22 protein-coding genes are annotated in these 20,606 nt (G+C 71.0%); 9 read left to right on the forward strand and 13 right to left on the reverse strand.

Going from position 1 to position 20,606, the window contains the following annotated elements:
• Nucleotides 1-5: 5 nt before the first annotated feature.
• A complete protein-coding gene (locus tag YIM_RS28175; RefSeq protein WP_228004061.1) occupies nucleotides 6-1,547 on the forward strand; it encodes an amidase in 1,542 nt (513 codons plus the stop codon).
• Between the two features lie 93 nt (nucleotides 1,548-1,640).
• On the opposite strand, the gene YIM_RS28180 is transcribed toward YIM_RS28175, so the two are convergent.
• From YIM_RS28180 to YIM_RS28210, 7 genes are all read right to left on the reverse strand, one after another.
• Complete coding sequence (locus YIM_RS28180) at nucleotides 1,641-2,753, reverse strand: NAD(P)/FAD-dependent oxidoreductase (protein ID WP_153033201.1); 1,113 nt, start codon at nucleotides 2,751-2,753, stop codon at nucleotides 1,641-1,643.
• 90 nt (nucleotides 2,754-2,843) lie between these two features.
• Nucleotides 2,844-3,041 carry a PspC domain-containing protein gene (locus YIM_RS28185; RefSeq protein WP_153033202.1) on the reverse strand — a complete coding sequence of 66 codons (198 nt, stop codon included), beginning with the start codon at nucleotides 3,039-3,041 and terminating at the stop codon, nucleotides 2,844-2,846.
• A gap of 79 nt (nucleotides 3,042-3,120) precedes the next feature.
• Nucleotides 3,121-3,588 carry a nuclear transport factor 2 family protein gene (locus YIM_RS28190; RefSeq protein WP_153033203.1) on the reverse strand — a complete coding sequence of 156 codons (468 nt, stop codon included), beginning with the start codon at nucleotides 3,586-3,588 and terminating at the stop codon, nucleotides 3,121-3,123.
• 65 nt (nucleotides 3,589-3,653) lie between these two features.
• Entirely contained in the window at nucleotides 3,654-4,199 is a 546-nt protein-coding gene (locus tag YIM_RS28195; protein WP_153033204.1) for a TetR/AcrR family transcriptional regulator, read from the reverse strand.
• Nucleotides 4,200-4,209: 10 nt separating this feature from the next.
• Nucleotides 4,210-4,551 carry a hypothetical protein gene (locus YIM_RS28200; RefSeq protein WP_153033205.1) on the reverse strand — a complete coding sequence of 114 codons (342 nt, stop codon included), beginning with the start codon at nucleotides 4,549-4,551 and terminating at the stop codon, nucleotides 4,210-4,212.
• A 27-nt stretch (nucleotides 4,552-4,578) separates the two neighbouring features.
• A complete protein-coding gene (locus YIM_RS28205) occupies nucleotides 4,579-5,679 on the reverse strand; it encodes an acyl-CoA dehydrogenase family protein (RefSeq protein WP_370468891.1) in 1,101 nt (366 codons plus the stop codon).
• Nucleotides 5,680-5,699: 20 nt separating this feature from the next.
• The gene (locus tag YIM_RS28210; RefSeq protein WP_153033207.1) at nucleotides 5,700-6,500 is read right to left on the reverse strand and encodes an oxygenase MpaB family protein; all 801 of its coding nucleotides are present in this window, start codon (nucleotides 6,498-6,500) and stop codon (nucleotides 5,700-5,702) included.
• 75 nt (nucleotides 6,501-6,575) lie between these two features.
• On the opposite strand from YIM_RS28210, the gene YIM_RS28215 reads away from it, so the two are divergent.
• Both YIM_RS28215 and YIM_RS28220 read left to right on the forward strand, forming a co-directional pair.
• On the forward strand, nucleotides 6,576-7,181 hold the full coding sequence (locus YIM_RS28215) for a TetR/AcrR family transcriptional regulator (protein ID WP_153033208.1): 606 nt from the start codon (nucleotides 6,576-6,578) through the stop codon (nucleotides 7,179-7,181).
• 42 nt (nucleotides 7,182-7,223) lie between these two features.
• Complete coding sequence (locus YIM_RS28220) at nucleotides 7,224-8,036, forward strand: pentapeptide repeat-containing protein (RefSeq protein WP_153033209.1); 813 nt, start codon at nucleotides 7,224-7,226, stop codon at nucleotides 8,034-8,036.
• A gap of 37 nt (nucleotides 8,037-8,073) precedes the next feature.
• Here YIM_RS28220 and YIM_RS28225 read toward each other — a convergent pair whose 3' ends face one another.
• Both YIM_RS28225 and YIM_RS28230 read right to left on the reverse strand, forming a co-directional pair.
• On the reverse strand, nucleotides 8,074-8,394 hold the full coding sequence (locus YIM_RS28225) for a hypothetical protein (RefSeq protein WP_153033210.1): 321 nt from the start codon (nucleotides 8,392-8,394) through the stop codon (nucleotides 8,074-8,076).
• 3 nt (nucleotides 8,395-8,397) lie between these two features.
• Nucleotides 8,398-9,639: a phosphotransferase gene (locus YIM_RS28230; RefSeq protein ID WP_153033211.1), complete on the reverse strand. Its 1,242-nt coding sequence runs from the start codon at nucleotides 9,637-9,639 to the stop codon at nucleotides 8,398-8,400.
• 102 nt (nucleotides 9,640-9,741) lie between these two features.
• Here YIM_RS28230 and YIM_RS28235 point away from each other — a divergent pair, with 102 nt between their 5' ends.
• The gene (locus YIM_RS28235; RefSeq protein ID WP_228004062.1) at nucleotides 9,742-10,485 is read left to right on the forward strand and encodes a hypothetical protein; all 744 of its coding nucleotides are present in this window, start codon (nucleotides 9,742-9,744) and stop codon (nucleotides 10,483-10,485) included.
• On the opposite strand, the gene YIM_RS28240 is transcribed toward YIM_RS28235, so the two are convergent.
• From YIM_RS28240 to YIM_RS28255, 4 genes are read right to left on the reverse strand one after another with little or no spacing between them, the layout of a single operon-like run.
• Entirely contained in the window at nucleotides 10,452-11,270 is an 819-nt protein-coding gene (locus YIM_RS28240; protein ID WP_153033213.1) for an aminoglycoside phosphotransferase family protein, read from the reverse strand. The two genes, YIM_RS28235 and YIM_RS28240, sit on opposite strands and share 34 nt — an antisense overlap.
• Nucleotides 11,271-11,314: 44 nt before the next feature.
• Nucleotides 11,315-12,280 (reverse strand): ABC transporter permease subunit, encoded by a 966-nt coding sequence (locus YIM_RS28245; RefSeq protein WP_153033214.1) that lies wholly within the window; start codon nucleotides 12,278-12,280, stop codon nucleotides 11,315-11,317.
• 2 nt (nucleotides 12,281-12,282) lie between these two features.
• Nucleotides 12,283-13,152: an ABC transporter ATP-binding protein gene (locus YIM_RS28250; protein ID WP_153033215.1), complete on the reverse strand. Its 870-nt coding sequence runs from the start codon at nucleotides 13,150-13,152 to the stop codon at nucleotides 12,283-12,285.
• Entirely contained in the window at nucleotides 13,149-13,550 is a 402-nt protein-coding gene (locus YIM_RS28255) for a GntR family transcriptional regulator (RefSeq protein ID WP_153033216.1), read from the reverse strand. Before YIM_RS28255 ends, YIM_RS28250 begins: the two co-directional genes overlap by 4 nt.
• A 343-nt stretch (nucleotides 13,551-13,893) precedes the next feature.
• On the opposite strand from YIM_RS28255, the gene YIM_RS28260 reads away from it, so the two are divergent.
• From YIM_RS28260 to YIM_RS28280, 5 genes are all read left to right on the forward strand, one after another.
• Complete coding sequence (locus YIM_RS28260) at nucleotides 13,894-14,712, forward strand: L,D-transpeptidase (RefSeq protein ID WP_153033217.1); 819 nt, start codon at nucleotides 13,894-13,896, stop codon at nucleotides 14,710-14,712.
• A gap of 26 nt (nucleotides 14,713-14,738) precedes the next feature.
• Nucleotides 14,739-15,428, forward strand: coding sequence for a choice-of-anchor P family protein (locus tag YIM_RS28265; RefSeq protein WP_228004063.1), 690 nt, complete (start codon nucleotides 14,739-14,741; stop codon nucleotides 15,426-15,428).
• Between the two features lie 92 nt (nucleotides 15,429-15,520).
• Nucleotides 15,521-16,972 carry an alkaline phosphatase family protein gene (locus YIM_RS28270; protein WP_153033218.1) on the forward strand — a complete coding sequence of 484 codons (1,452 nt, stop codon included), beginning with the start codon at nucleotides 15,521-15,523 and terminating at the stop codon, nucleotides 16,970-16,972.
• A gap of 226 nt (nucleotides 16,973-17,198) precedes the next feature.
• On the forward strand, nucleotides 17,199-20,390 hold the full coding sequence (locus YIM_RS28275) for a tetratricopeptide repeat protein (protein WP_194239778.1): 3,192 nt from the start codon (nucleotides 17,199-17,201) through the stop codon (nucleotides 20,388-20,390).
• 13 nt (nucleotides 20,391-20,403) lie between these two features.
• Nucleotides 20,404-20,553 carry a hypothetical protein gene (locus YIM_RS28280; protein ID WP_153033220.1) on the forward strand — a complete coding sequence of 50 codons (150 nt, stop codon included), beginning with the start codon at nucleotides 20,404-20,406 and terminating at the stop codon, nucleotides 20,551-20,553.
• Nucleotides 20,554-20,606 lie beyond the last annotated feature (53 nt).

Below are 20,606 nucleotides of genomic sequence, written 5' to 3' on the forward strand. Positions count from 1 at the left end.
GCGGTGTGCGCATTCTCCGGGTGGTCACGCTTTCCCTCGTTCTCGCGGTCGGTGCCGCCGTTCCGGCGCCCGCCGCGCCCGCGCTCGATCTGGATCGCAGCACGATTCCCCAGCTGCAGCGGCTGATGGATCGCGGGAAGCTCAGCTCGGTCCGGCTCACCGGCCAGTACCTGGACCGGATCCGCACGGTCGACCGCGACGTGCGTGCCGTGCCGGCCGTCGACCCGACCGCGCTCGCGCAGGCCGCCGCCAGTGATCTCCGGCGCCGCACCGGGCACGCGCGCGGGGCGCTCGAAGGCATTCCCGTGCTGTTGAAGGACAACATCGACACGCGGGGCCAGGACACCACGGCCGGGTCGCGCGCGCTGAGCGGCAAGCCGCCAGCCGCGGACGCGACACTGGCGCGAAAGCTGCGTGCGGCCGGTGCGGTGGTGCTCGGCAAGGCGAATCTGTCCGAATGGGCCAACTTCCGGTCGACCAGGTCCACTTCGGGCTGGTCCGGTGTGGGCGGTCAGACGCACAATCCCTATGTGCTGGACCGGAATCCGTGTGGTTCCTCGTCCGGTTCGGGCGCGGCCGTCGCCGCTTCGCTGGCCCAGGTGGCGATCGGCACCGAAACCGACGGTTCGATCGTCTGCCCGGCCGGGGCGAACGGCGTGGTCGGCGCGAAACCATCGCTGGGGCTGGTCAGCCGCACCGGCGTGGTGCCGATTTCGGCCGAGCAGGACACCGCGGGACCGATGGCGCGCAACGTGGTGGACACCGCGATCACCTTGTCCGCCTTGCAGGGTCGCGATCCGGCTGATCCGCCCACTTCGGACTATCCCGCGGACCAGCCGACCGATTACGCGCGTGAACTGCAGCCCGGCGCGTTGAAGGGCGCCCGGATCGGATTGTGGCGCCAGAGCGGGATCAACACCGAGGTGGACCGTGTGGTCGGCGAAGCGGCCGAGGTGCTGCGTTCTCGCGGAGCCGAGGTGGTCGACGTCGAACTGCCCTACCAGGACCAGGTAGGGGCGGCCGAGGGCGCGGCGCTGCTGAGCGAGTTCGCCAGGGACCTGCCCGCGTACCTGAAGACCCGGGCCGGTGTGCCGCAGAGCATTGCCGAACTGGTCGAGTTCAACCGGCGGGATCCGGTGGAGCTGAGCAAGTTCGGGCAGGAACTGTTCGAGCAGGCGCTGACCGCGCCCGGCACCGACGACCCCGGTTATCGGGAACAGCGGGCGACGGCCACTTCGCTGGCGCGCAGGTCCATCGACGAAACGCTGACCGCGCACGACCTCGACGCGATCCTCTCCCCCACCAACAGCCCGGCGTGGAAAACCGCGTACGGCTCGGGTGACGCGTTCGAACTGGGCTCGTCGACTCCGGCCGCGGTCGCGGGTTACCCCAACGTCAGCGTGCCCGCCGGGTACGCCGGGGAACTGCCGATCGGCGTCTCGCTGTTCGCCGGCCGCTGGGCCGACGCCGAGGTGCTGTCACTGGCCGCCGCGTTCGAACAGGCCGCCCCGGTCCGCCGGGCTCCGCGCTACCTCCCGGGAGGCTAGGCGAGGAGCCCGCCACGCTGTCCGACGGCCCGCTCGCGGAGAACACCGGCGACGACGGCCTCCTCCGCGAGCTGGTCCCACCCTGCTCATGGGTCAGGCGACGGCCGCCACCAGACCTGGGCGGCGTGCCCCCAGGATCGTGGCGCGCACGACGGTTTCCTTGTAGAGCGCGGCCGCCCGTCCGGTCAGCACTCGCTCGATCGGGCTGTCGTCGGCACGCACGAACTGGATCAGGCCGTCGCGGCGGCCGAGGCTGATGCACTGGTTGAAGAACCGGAACTCCAGCGGTTTCGGCGTGCGCCCGGCCAGCCGGTCCGCGATCGCCTTGCTCGCGCAGACCGCCGCGGGAATGCCGGTGGCGCAAGCCATCCGCAGTTCCTGGCCGTCCGGGCGGCGGGCCGCCGCCGCGTCGCCGATGCCGTAGACCTCCGGATGCGACACCGAGCGCAGCGTCTCGTCCACCACCATCCGCCCGCTGTCCTCCACGGCGAACCCGGCCTCGCGGGCCAGTGGTGAGACCTGGAAGCCGGTGGTCCAGACGACCGTGTCGGCGGCGACGTGCTCGCCGTCGTCCAGGACCAGCCCGTCCGCGCGGACCTCGGCGATCCGCACCTCGTCCCGTACCTCGATGCCGAGCCGGGTGAAGGTGCCGCGCACGTGCCGCCTGCCGCGTTCCGACAGCGCGGCACCGAGCTTGCCGCCGGTCACCAGGCGGACCTTCAGCTCCGGATAGGTCTCGGCCAGTTCGGTGGCCGCTTCGAGCCCGGTGAGCCCGCCCCCGGCCACCGCGACCACCTGGCTGCCGCGCAGCTTCTCCCGCAGCCGGACAGCGTCTTCGCCGCCCGCGACGGCGTGGGCGTGCTCGGCCGCGCCGGGCACCGCGCCCAAGTCGGCCTGGCTGCCCAGCGCGTAGACCAGCACGTCGTAGTGGAGGCGCGCACCACCGGCCAGCTCCACCTCGCGCGACCGCGCGTCGATGCGGGTGACCCGGTCGACCACCAGCTGGATGCGGGTGCCCGCCAGCAGGTCCGCCAGCGGCAGGTCCCGCATCGGCTGCCCGGATGCCAGCTGGTGCAGGCGGACCCGCTCGACGAAGTGCGCCCCCGCGTTGACCAGTGTCACCTCGGCGCCGGCGCGCTTCGCGACCAGCTTCGCCGCCATCAGACCCGAGTAGCCGGCGCCGAGTACCACGATCTTCGCTGCCATTTCCGTTCCCCTTTCGTCGCCACCTGAACCGGCGAACCGGCCCGTCTGTGACGACCCGTCGGGGTGAACGCGGTCACACCGGCGCGGGGATCAGTACTTGTCCTGCGGGATGAGCAGCCACAGGGCCAGGTAGATGAGGAACTGCGGGCCCGGCAGGACGCAGGAGACCACGAACAGGATCCGCACGGTGCGCGGCTTCCAGCCCATCTTGCGCGCGATGCCGGCGCAGACACCCGCGATCACCCGGTTGTCCCTCGACCTGGTCAATGTCCTCGTCGGTGTTGTCATGACTCCACCATGCGCTCCCGGCGCGCGGTTCGCATCGGTGAGACCCCGGAGAAGACCCCGATTCGCCCACTCCGGGTAACTACAACCCCAGGTCGGACAACCCGGGGTGATCGTCGGGGCGGCGGCCCAGCGGCCAGGCGAACTTCCGGTCGGCCTCGGCGATCGGCAGCGTGTTGATCGACGCGTGCCGGACCGCCATCAGGCCGTGCTCGTCGAACTCCCAGTTCTCGTTGCCGTAGTTGCGCGTCCAGTTCCCGGCGTCGTCGTGGCATTCGTAGGCGAAGCGCACCGCGATCCGGTTGCCGCCGAACGCCCAGATTTCCTTGATCAGCCGGTAGTCCAGTTCCGCGGCCCACTTCCGGCGCAGCAGGGCGACCACCTCCGCCCGGCCGGTGGCGAACTCGGCGCGGTTCCGCCACCGGGTGCCGGTGGTGTAGGCCAGCGAGACCCGCTCCGGATCGCGCGTGTTCCAGGCGTCCTCCGCCAGCCGGACCTTCTCGATCGCCGTCTCGCGGGTGAACGGCGGCAGCGGCGGGCGCTCGGTCATGGTTTCCCTCCAGACTCCGGAGAACGCTCGTTCTCCAGATGGAGACCCTACGAGGGCGGCAACGCTCAGCGCAAGAGGGTCTCGGCGGCGCGGCGGGCGTCCCCGGCGGGCTCCGGCCCCGGGTCCATGCCCGCCACCACCATCGCGCCTTCGGCCAGCAGCACCAGTTGCGCGGCGACCCCGCCGGGCAGACCGGCCTCGGCGGCCAGCCCTTCCACGTATTCGCGGAACCGGCGTTTGTGCGACCGGGAGATCTCGGCCACCCGCGCGGAAGTGGTGCCGAGTTCGCCGTAGGAATTGATGAACGCGCACCCGCGGAAATCGGGCTCGGTGAACCAGATCGCCAGCCAGTCGAACACCGCCAGCACCCGCTCCTTCGGCCCGGCGACCGCCGAGACGTGCGCCCGCAACCGCGCGCGCCAGCGCTCGTCCCGCCGGGTCAGGTACGCCTCGACCAGGTCGTCCTTGGAGGCGAACAACCGGTACAGGCGCTTGAGCGAAACCCCGGAGCGCGACCGCACGGCGTCCATTCCGACCGCTTGGATTCCGCGCCCGTAGAACAGTTCCTCGGCGGCATCGAGGACCAGCCCGGCCGCGACCTCGTCTTCCACGGAGCGCAGGTTACCTCAGGGTGAGCTGCTCGCTGATGGTCTGCAACTGGTCGAGCAGCGTGTCGAACCGCGGTCCGTGTTCGGACAGGAAGCGCGTGGTCGCCGCGGTCATCTCGTTGACGTCGGCGAACATCGCGCCGACGGCGTCGCGCTGGTCGGTGATCGTGCGCAGCGCCAGGTCCGCGTCGTCGAGCAGGGTGGCGAACTCGTCCTTCTGCGCCAGCAGGGTGTCGGTCAGCTCCTGCACCACGGACGGCAACTGCCCGATTCCGGTGTCGGTCGAGACCCCGGCCACGGCGAGCACCAGCACGGCGGCGGCGATCTGCGCGGGTCGGCTGGCGGCGGTCGGCACCGCGACAGCCTATCCAGCCGCGGTTGCTCACAATCCGTAGGTCTTGCCGATGATGTCCCGCTGGATCTCGCTGGTGCCACCGTACACAGTGGACACCACGGCCGAGCGCAGCAAGCCCTCCATGCCGTATTCGGTGGCATAGCCGTAACCGCCGAGCATCTGCATGCCGTCCAGTGCCATCGCCTTGGCGAACTCGGTGGCCTTCAGCTTGGCCATGGACGCCTCGCGCGGCAGGCTCCGGTCCGGGTTCGCGTCGATCTTGGCGGCCACGTCGTGCACCAGCAACCGCGTGCACTCCAGTTCGGTGGCGTGGTCGGCGAGCCGGTGCCGCAGGGCCTGGAAGCTGCCGATCGGCCTGCCGAACTGGTGGCGCTCGCGGACGTAGGCCAGCGTGTCCTCGAAGGCGCGGCGCGCGGTGCCCAGCATCACCGCGGCGAGGATCATCCGCTCCAGGTTCAGCCCGGTCATCAGCTGCTTCCAGCCCTGGTCGACGGTGCCGACCACGGCGTCGGCGGGCAGCACGCAGTCGGTCAGGTAGAGGTCGTTGACCTCCTTGCCGCCCATGGTCTCGATCCCGCGCACGGCCAGCCCGTCCACCGTCGACGGCACCGAGAACATGGTCATGCCCGCGTGCTTGCCCTCACCGGGCGAGGTGCGCGCGACCAGCAGGATGTGCTCGGCGAAGTGCGCGTTCGAGCACCAGGTTTTCTGCCCGTTGAGCACCCACCCGTCACCGCGCCGCTCGGCCCGGCAGCTCAGCGCGCCGACGTCGGACCCGGCTTCCGGCTCGGACATCGAGATGGACAGCACCGCGCCGTCCACCACCGCGGGCAGGATCTCGCGCTTCTGCTCGGCCGACCCGAACTTCTCGTACGCCGAGGCGGCGATGATCGTGGTGGCGAACCCGCCGATCGGCGCCCGCCAGTACGCCGTCTCCTCCAGGAAGAGCACCAGGTCGGCCATGCCACGACCGCCCCCGCCGTACTCCTCCGGCAGCGACAGGCCGAGCCAGCCGAGATCGGCGAGCTTGCGGTACAGGTCGTCGTCGTGCGGCACGCGCTGCTTGCGGTCCACCTCGCGGCGGCAGAACTCGCCGATCGCCTTGACGAAGTCGTCCTGGTCGGTCATGTCGGGCACCTTTCCGGAATTCAGACGAGCGGACGGCCGGCGGCGACGCGCCGCCGAAGGTCCCACAGGCAGAGGTTGTAGGGAAACCGGCGCAGCGGCTTCGGCGAGACCCGGACCACCACCGCGACGGCGCGCATCAGCGCGTCGAACCGGCGCTGGTGGCGGTGGCTCCAGGGCAGCCGCATCTCCTCGCGGAACCGCGGCGGCAGGAAACCCGTGGTGACGAACCGGTGCAGCGAGGCGAAAGGGCGTGCGATCGGGGGCAGGAACCGCAGTTCGACCAGGTCGGTCAGGTACGCGCGGACGCGGTCGTCGAGGTCGACCCGGTCCAGCGACTTCTCCCAGTACTCGGCGAAGGCCGTCCGGTCGGCGGGCCAGCTCTCCTGGCGCACCTGGAGCGTGGTGCCGAAGGCGGCCGAGGACTGGTAGATCGCCTCGGCGGTCTCGCTGTCCATCGGCTTGCCGAACAACGTGTAGATGTCCTCGAACCCCTTGTACAGACACGCCGCGACCCACAGTTGGAGGTCCTCGTCGAAGGCGTTGTACTCGACCGGGCTGGAATCGGTCGAGTGCACCTGCGCGTGCTGCCGGTTCACCTCGCGCCGGTAGGCCCGCCGCTCTTCGTCGGTGCCGAGCGTGGCCACGGCGAGATAGGTCAGCGTGGTCCGGGTGCGCTTGACCGGGTGCTTGAACACGTTCCCGCTGTCCACCCGGCTCTCGGCCACGCCGTAGCCGACGCCGGGGCGGCTGAGCTGCATGATCACGTTCGCGGTACCGGCCAGCAGGCCGGCCCCGATCACGGCGTCCTCCAGCTCGGGCATAGTCGGCTCCAATTCTGCTCACGTCCGTTCGCAGATATCAGACCGGCTCGGTGCGGAACCTGTCAAGATGGGGCCATGGAGAGTTCGCCCTTGCGCGTCTACGGCGGGGTGGCGGGCGGTGACCGCCAGGCGGAGCGCCGCGCGCAGTTCGTCGCGGCCGGTTTCGACCTGCTCGGCACCGAGGGCGTGCTGACCGTGCGCGGTGCCTGCAAGGCCGCCGGGCTCGCGGCCAGGTACTTCTACGAGAGCTTCGCCGACCGCGACGCGCTGGCCGCCGCGGTGTTCGACCACGTCGTCGGCGAGATCGCCGAGACCACGCTCGCCGCGGTGCAGGGCGCACCCGGCGACGCGCACGCCAAGGTCCGCGCCGGGCTGGCCAACATCGTGCGGCTGGTCGCCGAGGACCCGCGCCGGGGCAGGCTGCTGTTCTCCCCGAAGCTCAACCTCGCGGTGCTGGCCGAGCGGCGGGCCGCGTCGGCGCGCATGTTCGCCGGGTTGCTCGGCGCGCAGGCCAGGGAGTTCTACGGCGCGGCCAAGGACGCCACGCTGGAGCTGGACACCGAGTTCCTGGTCGGCGGGCTGTCCCAGACGCTGACCGCGTGGCTGGACGGCGACCTCGACTTCACCGAGGAGCAGGTGGTCGCCCGCTGCACCGCGATCTTCATCCTGGTCAGCGAGTAAACTCGACCGGAACCCTGATGAGAACCCCAGTTGGAGCCCGTTTTGCCCGAGCTTGACCGCAGTGCGCTGCGGGCCGACTGCGCGCAGTGCTTCGCCCTGTGCTGCGTGGCACCCGCCTTCGCGAAATCGGCCGATTTCGCCATCGGCAAACCGGCCGGGCGCGCGTGCCCCAACCTGCTCGAGGACTTCCGCTGCGGCATCCACACCGAACTGCGCCCGCGTGGTTTCCCCGGCTGCACGGTCTACGACTGCTTCGGCGCGGGCCAGAAGGTCGCGCAGGTCACCTTCGGCGGCCGTGACTGGCGACGGGCCCCGGAAACCGCGAAGCAGATGTTCGAGGTCTTCCCGGTCATGCGGCACCTGCACGAGCTGCTCTACTACCTGACCGAGGCGCTCGAACTGCCGCAGGCGCAGCAGGTCCACAGTGGACTGCACGAGGTCCGCGAGCGGATCGACCTGCGCACCGAGGAAAATCCGGAGACCCTGCTCGAGACCGACGTCGCCGGGCTGCGCGAGGAAGCGAACGTGCTGCTCTCCCGCGCCAGCGAACTCGCCCGTGCCTCGGTGAAGGGCAAGAAGAAGAACCATCGCGGTGCCGACCTCATCGGCGCGCGGCTGAAGAACGCGTGCCTCGCCGGCGCGAACCTGCGGGGCGCCTACCTGATCGGGGCCGATCTGCGCGGGGCGGATCTGCGGCTCGCCGACGTGATCGGCGCCGACTTCCGCGACGCGGATCTGCGTGGCGCCGACCTCACCGAGAGCGTGTTCCTCATCCAGTCCCAAGTGGACTCGGCCAGGGGCGACGGCAGCACCGGGCTGCCGCCGTCACTGACCGCACCCGCCCACTGGGGGTGACCGGGGCGGGGAGGAGGGATGCCCCGGTCACCGGCTCCTAGTTGGGGCTGTCGGCGGTGTCCGGGGTGTTGGCGGTGTTCGCCGTGTCCGTCCCGTTGGCCTGCTGCTGGTTCGCCACGTCGTCGGGCGAGTCCGCGGCGGAGTCGGCCGAGTCCACCGGCGAAGCGGCGGGCGAGTCGGCGGACTCCGGCGACTGGTCCACCGCGGCCGGGGCCGCGCCCGCCCCGTCGACCTGCTGCACCACCGGCGCCGGCTGCGGGTCGTTGAGCGCGGTGCCGCCGTCGGCGGCGGCCACCGCGGTGCCGAAGCCGGCCAGCGCGATGGTCGCCCCGGCGATGATCCACGGTCGCTTGTTCATCGATCACTCCTTCTCTGTGCTGACAAGATCCACGATGCCGCCCGAAGATGAAGCCAGGGCCGCACCGCGGGTGAAGGACTTTTCATCCAGGAGCCGCTCCGCGAGCGCGAGCCGCGCGGCGGTCTGCTGCCGCCACCCCGGTTCCTGCACGCGGTGCGGCCCGGTGGCCAGCGAAAGCACCACGGCGGCCGCCCGGCCGGCCAGTGCGGCCGGGTCGAGGTCCGCGGTGAACCGCTCCTCCAGCGCGGTGCCCACGCCCAGGATCGAAGTCGCCCTGATCGGTTGCAGCTGGGCGAGCACGGCGAGGTGGCCGAGCAGGCAACCTGCGTCGTCGAGCCGTTCCCCGCGTCCGGCACCGTCGATGTCGAGCAGGCCGGTCACCCGGCCGTCCCGCACCATCAGCTGGTTCTCGTACAGGTCGCCGTGCACCGGAACGTCCGGCCCTTGTGGACGGTCGTGGTCCACGGCCCGCGCGATTTCCCTTGCCCTCGCGGCGAATTCCGGTGCTGCCGCGGCAATCACCTCGGCGTAGTGCCCGGCCTTCTGCCCCCAGGTCCGGCGGCGCTCACCGGTCGCCAGCCCGGTTGGCAGAGCGTCCAAAGCGGACACCACGCTGTCGGCGTCCAGCGCGACGGAGTCCTCGGTGAGCAGCGCCTGCCGCAGTGTCCGGCCGGGCAGCCCGGCCAGCAGCACCAGCCCGTCGCCGGTCCAGCCGAGCGACTGCGGCACCGCGGCCAAGGCCGCCAGCCGGTGCCGTTCGTGCAGCGCACGGGCCCGCGACGGGCGCACCACCTTGACGAAGACCTGGCGGCGGTCGGGCGTGGTCACCTCGATCACCGCGCGCCGCCGCGGCCGGTATGACCGCACGCGCAGCCGGACTTCGCCGTCGCAGCGGAGTCCGGCACCCTCGACCAGTCGTCGCATGCTCACCGCGTCGAAAGCCGTTGGCAGCGCGGGAAGTTCGGGGTCGAACGGGAACCGCCACACGCCGATGTCGGTGACCCCGTCGCTCAGCCGGACCACCCCGTCGGGCAGCGGGCCGGAGCAGGCGCCGAAGGTCTCACCGGTCTCGGTGCCGTCACCCCAGCGCACGCGCGCGGTGTACCCGACCGTGGTCCGGCCGCGGGGCTGGTGGTCGACCTGCGTGGCGGACCACCGCAGCAGCGTGCCGCCCGCCTCGCCGACCACCACGGTCAGCATCTCGCCCGCCGGTTCCCCGGTGAGCAGGCTCAACTCGGTACTCACCCGGTACACCGTCCTGACCTCGCATGACGGCTCGGTGAGCGGTGGATGAGAGAACTTTCATCCAGGACCGGAACCCGCGTCCCGCTGCCTAATCTGCCCGGTATGTCCAGTGCTGAGACCACGACGCAGTTCCGGCTGGTGCGCTTCCGCAAGCCGGGCTGGGTGGTGCTCGCGATCACCGTCGCGCTGAACGTGGCGAGCATGGCCGTGCCCGCGCTGATCGACCACCCGTTGACCAACGACCGCGGTGAGGTGCAGCTCTATCTGGACGTTTTTGTCGAGGGCAATCTGCCGACCTGGTGGAGCACCGGGCTGCTGGTCACCGCGACCGTCGCGCACCTGGCCGTCGGGCTGCTCGCCCGCGCCAGGGGCCTGCGCGGGGCGTGGGCGTGGTTCGGCAGCGCGCTCATGCTCGGCGCGCTCTCCCTCGACGACCACACCCAGCTGCACGAACGCCTCGACCGCATCGGCAGGCAGCTGGTCACCTACGAGGACGGTTTCCCGTTCTACTGGCTGCTTCCCGGCATCGTCGCCGGCGCGGTGGTGGCCACCGCGCTGCTGCTGCTCGCGGTCCGGCTGCGCGGCGCCGCCCGCTGGTGCATGGCCGGCGGCTGCGCGCTCCTGCTCGCCGCGGCCCTCGGCGGCGAAGCGTTGCAGGGCCTGCTGATCGCCGCGGACGAAAGCGGGCCGCTGTACGTGCTCACCTATCACGCCGAGGAACTGGGCGAGAACCTCGGCGTGCTGCTGATGCTGGCCGCTGCCGCGCGCTCGGTGATCGTCACCCGGCATTCGCGTGGCTTCGACGTGGAGGCCTACGGGGTTTCGAGGGCGTCGAGCAGGGCGTAACCCTGCTGCGCGAACTTCGGCAGGTCCCGCGCGAGCGCGTAGACCAGCACGCCGGTCGCGGTGTGCAGCCGGACCAGTGACATCGCTTCCGGCCACGGGTACACCGGTTCGGCGTGCCGGTGGTAACCACGCAGGAAGTGCTCGCGCACGGCCGGTTCGGTCAGCGGGAAGTCCGCCAGTTTCCCGAAACCGAGCAGTGGGTGCCCGTACCCGGCGTCCTCCCAGTCGAACCACCAGATCGCGCCGTCGGCGTCCACGCCGAAGTTCTTCCAGTGCACGTCTCCGTGCAGCAGCACCGGTTCCCCGGTCAGCTCGACGCCGTCGAAGTCCGCGCGCACCCTCCGCACCCTGGCCGCGGCGTCACCGTCGATCCGGTCCAGCACGGACAGCCGGTGCTCGATCTCGGTGCGCAGGTCCAGGTGCTCCAGCCGGTCACCGAGGTCGCGCGCGGCCGAGGCCCGGTGCAGGCGGCCGAGCATCTCCCCCGCCGTCTCGACCGCCTGGGGCACCGGGTCGAACGGGGCCAGCTCGACCCATTCGTAGGACAGCCACCAGCGATCCGGCCCCAGCTCGCCGTGCCCGAGCAGCCGCGGTGTGCGCGGCACCAGCTCCTCGGCGAGCGGCGCCGCCTGGATCGCGTGGCGGTGGCACACCGGGTTGTCCAGGACCTTGACGAAGATCCCGTCCGCGCGGAAGTGCTGGTTGTGGAACTCCCCCGGCCGCCGCCACGGGGTGACCGGCACGCCGAGCGCGCGTTCCAGCTCCCGCTGGTCAGCAGAGGTCATGCCGGTCACCCAACCACGCGCGCCGCCAGGGTGCACCCCCAGAGCTAGGCGCGGCGCATCACCCGCCGGAGAACCACGAACAGCGCAGCCGCCAGCACGGCGAAGATGCCGAATTCGATGAGCTGCAGCATCGGCACCCTGGTCGCGGGCTGGTAGTCGTGGAAAGTGCCCGTGATCCCGTTTTCGAGCATGCACTTCTTGGCCGCGTCCGGCGGACCGGGCGGCAGGCCGAGGCACGCCTGCGGGAAGTCGACCTTCTCCCCGGTGGAGTTCAGGTATCCGGAGTCGACCCAGAGGTCGTCGTTCCGCGTCTCCCCGCCGCCAGGCCCGTTGAAGGGCCTGAAACCCCGCAGGGTCGGCAAGTAGTGCAGGCGCAACGGAGTCAGCGCGAAGCGCACCACCGCGTAGATCCCCAGGGTCAGCGCCATCGACAGCACCGTGCGGCGGGTGAGCGCGCTCAGCACCAGTCCGAGCGCGAAGCCGAACAACACGTACCCGGCCTGGATCGCCGGTGACGCCTCGAAGGCCGCCATGAACTCGATGCTGAAATTGAACTCCATCTCGTTGTAGTAGTCGGACACCGCCTTGCCGGTGAAGCCGACCGCCACCGCGAGCACCACCGCCATCGGTACCAGCAGCGCGAGCTTGCCCGCGAGCCAGCGCAGCGGGGACACGTCCTGGCTCCACGCCAGGAGATTCGTCCGCCGCTCGTACTCCAGCGAAATCAGCGGCGCCGCCCAGAACACCGCGATGAACACGCCGAACCCCTGCTCCGCCAGCAGTACCCAGCGCGCCGGGTCGGCCATCGTGTCGAAGCCGAGGATGGGCAGCGTCGGCTCGCCTCGCGCCGCGAGCAGCCCGGTCATCGACCACGCGAGCGCGATACCCGCCAGCGTCAGCAGGATCGAGGTGAGCAGCAGCGCGCGATGCTGCCGCCAGGTGAGCCAGAGCAGGCCGGACCAGCCGACCCGGCTTCTCGAGGTCGCGCCCCGCTCGATGGTGACGGTCATCTTCACTCCCCCCGGCGCGCGAGCCGCGCCAGCACCAGTTCTTCGACGTTCACCGGCCGCACGGTCCACGGCTCGGCGATCCCGCGCGGCGCACCGCCGGGCAGTTCGACCAGGAAGCTCGACTGCCGCGCCTGGTGGTTGGCGTCGAGCACGGTGCCCGGTCCCGGCGGGGCGTCCGCGCGCGGGCCGGTGTAGCGGACGTGCCGGGCGAGCAGGTCGTCCAGTTCCCCGGCGAGCACCAGCTGCCCGCCGGCGAGCAACAGCAGGTGGTCGGCCACCCCGCTCAGTTCACCGACCACGTGCGTGGACAGCACCACGGTCATCCCGGTCGCCTCGACCCCGACCAGCAGTTCGGCCATCACCTCGCGGCGGACCAGCGGATCCAGTTCGGACAGCGGCTCGTCGAGCAGCAGCACGTCCGGCCGCGAACCGAGCGCGACCGCGAAGGCGACCTGCGAACGCTGCCCGCCGGACAACTTGCCGCACGGCCGGTCCAGCGGCACGCGGAACCGGTCGAGCCACGACCGCGCCCGGTCCTGGTCCCAGACCAGGTTCAGCCGGGCGCCGACGGCGAGCATGTCCAGCGCCGTCAGGTGCCGGTAAACCGGCTTGTCCTGCGCGACGAACGAAGTACGCCCGGCGACCGCCACCTCCCCGGCGTCGGTGGCCAGCAAGCCGGCGAGCACGGTGAGCAGCGTGGTCTTGCCCGCGCCGTTCGCACCGACCAGCGCGGCCACCTTTCCCGCGGGCAGCTCGAAGGAGCAGTCCCGCAACGCTTCGTTCACCCCGCCCCGCCACGGCGACCGGCGAAAGCCCTTTGCCAGGCGCTCCACCCCGATCACCGTGCCCGCCTTGTCCACCACCGCTCTCATGAGCCCTCCTGCTCGTCCTCGGCCTGGTTCTCGGCGAGCGCCGCTCGCACCAGTGCGTCCACGTCCTCGTCCTCCAGCCCCGCCGCCCGCGCCGCCGTCACCCATTCGGTGAGCCGGTCACGGAGACCGGCCAGCACCGCGGGATCGGCCGAACCGAGCGAGGCCTTGACGAAGGTGCCCGATCCCTGACGGGCCTCCACCAGCCCCGCGTGCTCCAGCTCGCGGTACGCCTTGAGCACGGTGTTGGCGTTGACCCCGCTGCTGGCGACCACGTCCCGCACCGTGGGCAGCCGATCGCCCGGGCGCAGCCAGCCGAGCCGCAGCGCCTCCCTGACCTGGCGGACCAGCTGCAGGTACGCCGGGAGGCCGACGGCCCGGTCGACCCGGAACTCGATCATGGCCACCTCCAGGTTGTTCTACTCAACTAAGACACTAGATGACCGTAGCACTTGGGCACTGCGCGTGATCACCTCGGGGGTCGAATTGCCGTCGACTCTCCGGAATGGACGCAGCGACAGATACGCAGAGTGTGTTTTTTCCCGGCGTTACGGAAATGGTTTTTCCGCCCCGATCGAGTGAACCCGCGAAGCGGTCACGACCTGGGGAAACTCGGCAAAACCGCAGGCAGCCGCGATTCGAATACGGATCGTGTGCATTGATTGACGCACTGCCGTGGTGTTAGCAATGGCCGTCCCGGATTCGCATCCCGTTGCGGATGACTCTGCGCAAGGACAGACCCTGATGACCGATCTGAAGACCTTCCGCGGTGGCGCGCGCCCTCATGCGGTGCTCGCGCTCATCGCGCTGGTGCTGGTGGTGCTCGCCGGCTGCGGCACCACCGGTGACGATGGTGGCGGGGCCGCCGCCCCCGCGGCCCCGCCACCGCCGTCCCCCGAAGCGCTCGCCGCGCTGCCCGAGGCGAACACCTTCGGCGAGCTGACCTCCGCGCCGGCGGACCCGTCCCCCACCCTCCCCACCGGTGGCGAGGTGCTGCACCCCAAGGCGGACGCGGTGGTCTACCGCGCGCCCGGCGCGGAGCCGATCGCCCGGCTGCCCCAGACCCAGATCGGCTCGCCGACCTGGGTGCCGGTGATCGCGCGGCAGGGCGACTGGGCGCAGGTACTGCTCCCGGCCCGCCCGAACGGCGCCACCGGCTGGCTGCACGCCACCCCGGACGCCGTCGAATCGGCGCACAACGACTTCCAGGTCACCGTGGACCTCGACGAGTTCCGCCTGGAGATCCTCGAAGCGGGCAAGCCGACCGGTTCGTGGACCGTCGGCATCGGCAAGCCGGAGCACGCCACACCCACCGGCCGCGCGTTCATCCTCGCCTCGATCGAGGAGAGCGTGAACACCTACAGCCCGATCGTGCTGCCGCTGAGCAGCCATTCCGACTCGCACGAGACCTTCGGCGGCGGACCGGGCACGGTCGGCCTGCACACCTGGCCGGACGACAGCTTCGTCGGCAAGGCCACCAGCGACGGGTGTATCCGGGTCACCCGCGAGGCGCTGGACCGCCTCGTGGAGCTGCCACTCGGCACCGTCGTGCTGATCACCTAGTCCCCCTGATTACGGAGGTAGTTTCCTTGTCCCCACGTACAACCGGTGTGCTCGCCTGCTCGGTGGCCGCCTGCCTGGCCTTCACCGCTTCACCCGCCGGGGCCGCCCCGGCCGAGTCCGCGTACGCCATCGCCGCGTCCGGTCTGGTCAAGATCCCGCGCACGCCATCGGTTTCCGGGCCCGGACAGGAGTCGCTCGCTTCGGTGGCGCTGCCGACTTCCGGCCCGTCGCTGGTCAGCGCGAAGGCGCTGAACGCCGAGGTGAAGCCAGGCCACGCCCAGTCCAGCGTCGCCGGTCTCTCGCTGGACCTCGCCACGCTGCCCGCGGCGGCCACCCTGCCCGGGGTCAGCGCCGAGGTGATCAAGGCCGACTGCCGTGACGGCAAGGGGTCGGTCTCGATCGCGAACCTGAAGGTCGGCGGCAAGGCGGTCAAGCTCGACCAGGTGCCGCCGAACACCACCGTGCCGCTGGCCCCGCTGCTGGAGCTGGTGGTGAACAAGCAGACCAAGAACGACGACGGCACGCTCACCGTGACCGCGGTGTCGGCCAAGCTGCTCGGCCAGACGCAGACGCTGGACATCGCGTCGGCCACCTGCGCCAAGTCCCCCGGTGACACCCCGGAACCGCCGACCAAGCCGGGCGGTGACAAGCCGCAGCCGGGTGGCAAGGCCCCCAAGCCCACGCCGGTTCCCGCGCACCTGGACGTCACCGGCTGAGGCCCGCGCGAAGAGGTGGCTTCCGGGGTGAACTTCCGCCCCGGGAGCCGCCTTCCCGTCACACGGGCCGCGCCGCGGGCGACTCAGCGGGTGTGAACGCGCAAGCCGAACACGTCGAACACGTCATCGTGCTGATGCTGGAGAACCGGTCCTTCGACCACGTGCTCGGGTTCCTCGACCACCCCGATCCCGGGTACGAGGGGGCCGCCGGGGCGCTGTGCCCGGCCGACCCGGCCGCCCGGCGCAGCGAACTGGTGCCCGCCACCCCGGACGCGACCGCCGCGCTGGGCACCGATCCCGGGCACGCACACGAAGCCGTGCTCAAGCAGATCTACGGCAACACCCCCGGCCTGCCGCGGATGCGCGGGTTCATCCAGTCCTATGCGGACACCCTCGGCCGCCCAGGCAGGAACGGGCCGCTCGCCCGGTTCTGGCGCCGGCTCACCGGCCGCCCCGCCCCGATTCCCGCGCGGGCCACCGACATCATGCGCTGCCTGCCCGAATCCGAGACGCCGGTGCTGTCCACGCTGGCCAAGGAGTTCGCCGTGCTCACCGGGTGGTTCGCGTCGGTGCCCGGCGAGACCTGGCCGAACCGCAACTTCGCACACGCGGCGACCTCCGGCGGCACGGTCGACATCGAACCCCGCTTCTACGGCGAGCGCACCATTTTCGAGCAGTTGTCCGGCGCCGGTCACCGCTGGGCGGTCTACCACGACGGAATCGCCCAGGTGTGGGCGTTCTGGAAGCTCTGGGCCGATACGCGGGACAACTTCCACGGCATGCGTGACCTGCTCGAGCACATCGAGAACGACGCGCTGCCCGCCTATTCGTTCGTCGAACCCGACCACGGTTACGGCCTGGGTCCCGGCAACAGCCAGCACCCCGCGAACAACCTCACCAGCGCAGCCAGTTTCGTCGGTGGAGAAGCCCTGATCGCGCGGATCTACAACGCGCTCGTCACCAATCCCGCGGTTTTCGCGAAGACCCTGTTCCTGATCACCTACGACGAACACGGCGGTTTCTTCGACCACGTGCCGGCGAGGCAGGGCCTGAGCCCACTGGCCCCGGCGGAGAACGGATTCGATTTCCGGCTCAGCGGCGTCCGGGTACCGGCGGTGGCCATCTCCCCGCTCATTCCGAAAGGCACCATCGACACCACTTTCTACGAACACGCGTCGATCCCGAAAATGGTGCGGAACCGGTTCGCCCCCGAACTGCCGCCGCTCACCGCCCGTGACCGCGACGCGAATGATCCGCTGGCCGCACTGCGCCTGCTTTCCCACCCGCGCACCGACTACCGGCGTGTGCCACTCCCCTCCAGCACCGCCACCAGCGAACCCCCCGAAACCCTCAACGACTTCGAAGCCAGCCTCCTGCGCCTCGCCGGTGCCGTGAAGAACCGTCTCGAACAGCCGCTCACCACCGAAAGCGCCGCCCACCCGGAATTCCGCCCCGACCCCGCACTGGCCAAGGCCGCCAGAGACCGCCGGATCACCCCCGCCACCGGCGACGCGGTGAAAACCGTGCTCAGCCACTTCGACTGACCGGAACACCCCGCGGCAGCGGCACTGGCCACCTATGATTGTCAGCGGCCTTCGCGACGGGACCGGGTGCAGAACGCGCTACGACATTCGGATGACCTTCGGTACCCGTGGGTGTAATTCCGTGAGGAATTGGCCCCACCGCCGAAGCCTTGCTAAGTTCCCCTCGCTGCGTCGCTGTATCTGTGCCGGCATCGCCGGTACCGAGGGGAAAAACGAGGGGGCGCCTGTGGACGCCACGAACGCGGACACCGGCCCGGAACCGGAAACACCGAGGGTATTCGTCTCCTACGCGCACGATTCCGCCGCCCACCAGGAACAGGTGCTCCAGTTCTGCGGGCTGCTCACCGGCTTCGGCGTCGAAGTGCACGTCGACGCCTGGTACACCGGGCAACGGCGGGATTGGTACGCGTGGATGCACGAACAGATCGACCTCGCCGACTTCGTGGTGGTGATAGCGTCACCGGGATATCGGTCCGCCGGGGACGGAATCGGCGCATGCCACCGCAATCCGGGGGTCCGCAGCGAGGCGGCCGAACTGCGCGACCGGCTGCACTCCGATCGCGAAACCTGGGTCCGCAAACTGTTCCCGGTGGTCCTGCCCGGCCGCTCGATCGCCGAAATACCGCACTTCCTCCAGCCCCGCTGCGCCGACCATTTCCTGGTCACCGAACTGTCCGGCAGCGGTATCGAGGAACTGCTGCGCCTGTTCCACGGACGGCCGACGCACCCCCGTCCCGAACTGGGCCCGCGACCGGGCCTGCTGCCGGTGCCGGGCACCACACCGCAGCCGCTGCTGGCCACCACGGTGACCCTGCCCAGGGACGTGCCGGCCTTCACCGGCCGTGGTGGTGAACTGGAGGAACTGCTCACCGCGGTCACCGAACCGGCCAGCCGGGCGGCCGAGTCGGTGACCATCTTCGCCGTCGACGGCATGCCCGGCGTCGGCAAGACCGCCTTCGCCATCCACCTCGCGCACCGGCTGGCCGGCCGCTACCCGGACGGCCTCTACTTCCTCGACCTGCACGGGCACTGTGCCGCCCAGCGCCCGGTGGACCCGGCCGACGCGCTGCAGGCGCTGCTGCTGGCCTGCGGGGTGGCCGCCCAGCAGATCCCGGCCGGGCTGGACGAACGCGCCGGGATGTGGCGCGACCGGATGTCCGGCAAGAAGGTGCTGCTCCTGCTGGACAACGCGGCCAACCACGACCAGGTGCGGCCGCTGCTGCCGGGTGCGCCGGGCGTGCTGGTGGTGCTCACCAGCCGCCAGCGGCTCGCCGGGCTCGACGACCTGCACCCGCTCACCCTCGGCCTGCTCACCGTCGACGAGTCGCGGGAGATGTTCTTCCGGCTGACCAGGACCCCGCCCGAGCGGTACGACCGCACCGCGGTGGCGGAACTGATGCAGTTGTGCGGCCGCCTGCCGCTGGCCATCGCGCTGACCGCCGGGCGGTTGCGCAGCCATCCGAGCTGGACCGTGGACTACCTGGCCGAGCAGCTGACCGGCTCCCGCGACCGGCTCGGCGAGCTCTCCGCGGGCAGCCGGTCGGTGCGTGCCGCCTTCGACCTGTCGTACCGGGATCTCACCGCCGGGCAGCAGCGCCTCTTCCGCAGGCTGGGACTGCACCCCGGCACCGAGTTCGACGTCTACGCCGCCGCCGCGCTCGACGACGCCGACCCGTACGAGACCCGGTTCCGCCTCGACACGCTGTACCTGAACCACCTGATCGACGAACCGAGCCCCGGCCGCTACCGGCTGCACGACCTGATCCGGCAGTACGCGGAATCGCTGGCCAGCGAGGATTCCGCGGCGCTCGGCCGCCTGCTGGGGTACTACGCCCACACCGCGGCCGAGGCCGGGGCGGCGATGGCCCCGCACCGCAAGCCGCCCTACGCCGTCGCCTTCGACCGGCCCGCGAGCAAGCCCGACCTGCGCTCGGACCGCCGAGCCGCGGAATGGCTGGCCGCCGAGCTGACGAACTTCGCGGTCTGCGTGGAAAACGCCACCACGAACGGGTTCACCGAGTACGCGGTCTGCCTGTCGCACGCGCTGCACCCGTTCCTGCGCCGGCACGGCCACTGGGATCGCGCGCTGGCGATCCACCGGACGGCCGTGCGCGTGGCGAGCCGCAACGGCTGTCCCACCGGCGAGGCGTGGGCGCTGACCGATCTCGGCGCGATGCAGGTGCTCACCGGCGACTACGAGACGGCGACCACGGGGCTCACGCGTGCCTGCGACCTGTTCGGCGAGCTGGGCGATCCGCTCGGGCACGCGCAGGCGCTGACCGAACTCGGCCGTGCCCACTACCGGCGCGGTGACTACCCGGCCGCCATCGCCACCTTCACCCACGCGCTCAAGCTGTACGACGAGCACCGCGAGCGGCCGGGCACCGGGCACGTGCTGATCGAGCTGGGGCACGTGTACTACCGCGTGGAGAACTTCGAGGCGGCGATCACCTGCCTGACCGAGGCCTACCGCCTGTTCGGCAAGCTGGGGAACCGGCTCGGGCAGGCGCATTCGCTGGACCGGCTGGCCAACGTGCAGGGCCGCAGCGGCAACTACGGCGAAGCGGGCGCCGGGGTCACCCTGGCCTACCACCTCTACCTCGAACTCGGCGACCGCCAGGGCCAGGCGCACACACTGACCACGATGGGGCGGTTGCAGCACCGCACCGGCAACTTCGACACCGCGCTGGAGCACCATCGCCACGCCTACGCCGGTTACCGCAAGCTGGGCGACCGGCTGGGTCAGGCGCAGTCGCTGAACAACCTGGGCCGCGTCCAGCACAGCCTCGGCCAGTACGAGGCCGCCGCGATCAAGCACGGCCGGGCGCTGGTGCTGCACACCGAACTCGGCGACCGCATCGGCCGCGCGCATTCGCTGTGCAATCTCGGGCGGACCGCGGTCGCGCTCGGCGACTACCGGAACTCGATCAGCTGCCTGACCGAGGCACTCGAGATCTACCGCGAGGTCGGTTCGCCCAACGGCCAGGCCAACGCGCTGACCTATCTGGGCGGCGTGCGGCACGCCACCGCGGACTTCGAAGCCGCGCTCACCGCGCTGGCACAGGCGCGGGAGTTGTTCGGCGGGGACCGGGCCGGGCACGCGGAGGTGCTCTGCCGCCTCGGCAGCATCCGGCTGGACCTGGGCGACCTGGCCGCCGCCGAACGCGATTTCACCGACGCGCTCGAACTCGCCGGGCAGATCGGCGCGGCGATGTCCATCGCGGACGCGCAGTCCGGGCTCGGGCGGTGCCTGACCATGGCGGGCCGTCACGGAGAGGGCCGGCGGCTGTTGCACGACGCGGTGGCCACGTACCATCGGCTCGGCCTGGGCGACCGGGCGCGTTTCCTGTCCAGCTGGAAACACGAAACCCCTTCTGCGACAAGCACTCCGGAGGCGACGCTGGGATCTTCCGACTAGCACTGGAGTGGTCATGAAGATCCTTTGCCCGCTGTCCACCCTGTTCCGGATCGCGGTCTGGCTCACCGCGCTCGGTGTGGTGGCCGGTGTCGCGTTGACCGGGGAACCCGCCGCCTCCGCCCCCGCGGCGCCCACCGGGATTTCGGTGCACGGTGCGGACTGAGCGCTGTCGTCCCCGTGCCGCACCGGCCATAATGATCCCGGGGCGAGGGCGGG

The sequence above is a fragment of the Amycolatopsis sp. YIM 10 genome, from assembly GCF_009429145.1.
In the GTDB taxonomy this organism is placed as follows: Bacteria; Actinomycetota; Actinomycetes; order Mycobacteriales; family Pseudonocardiaceae; genus Amycolatopsis.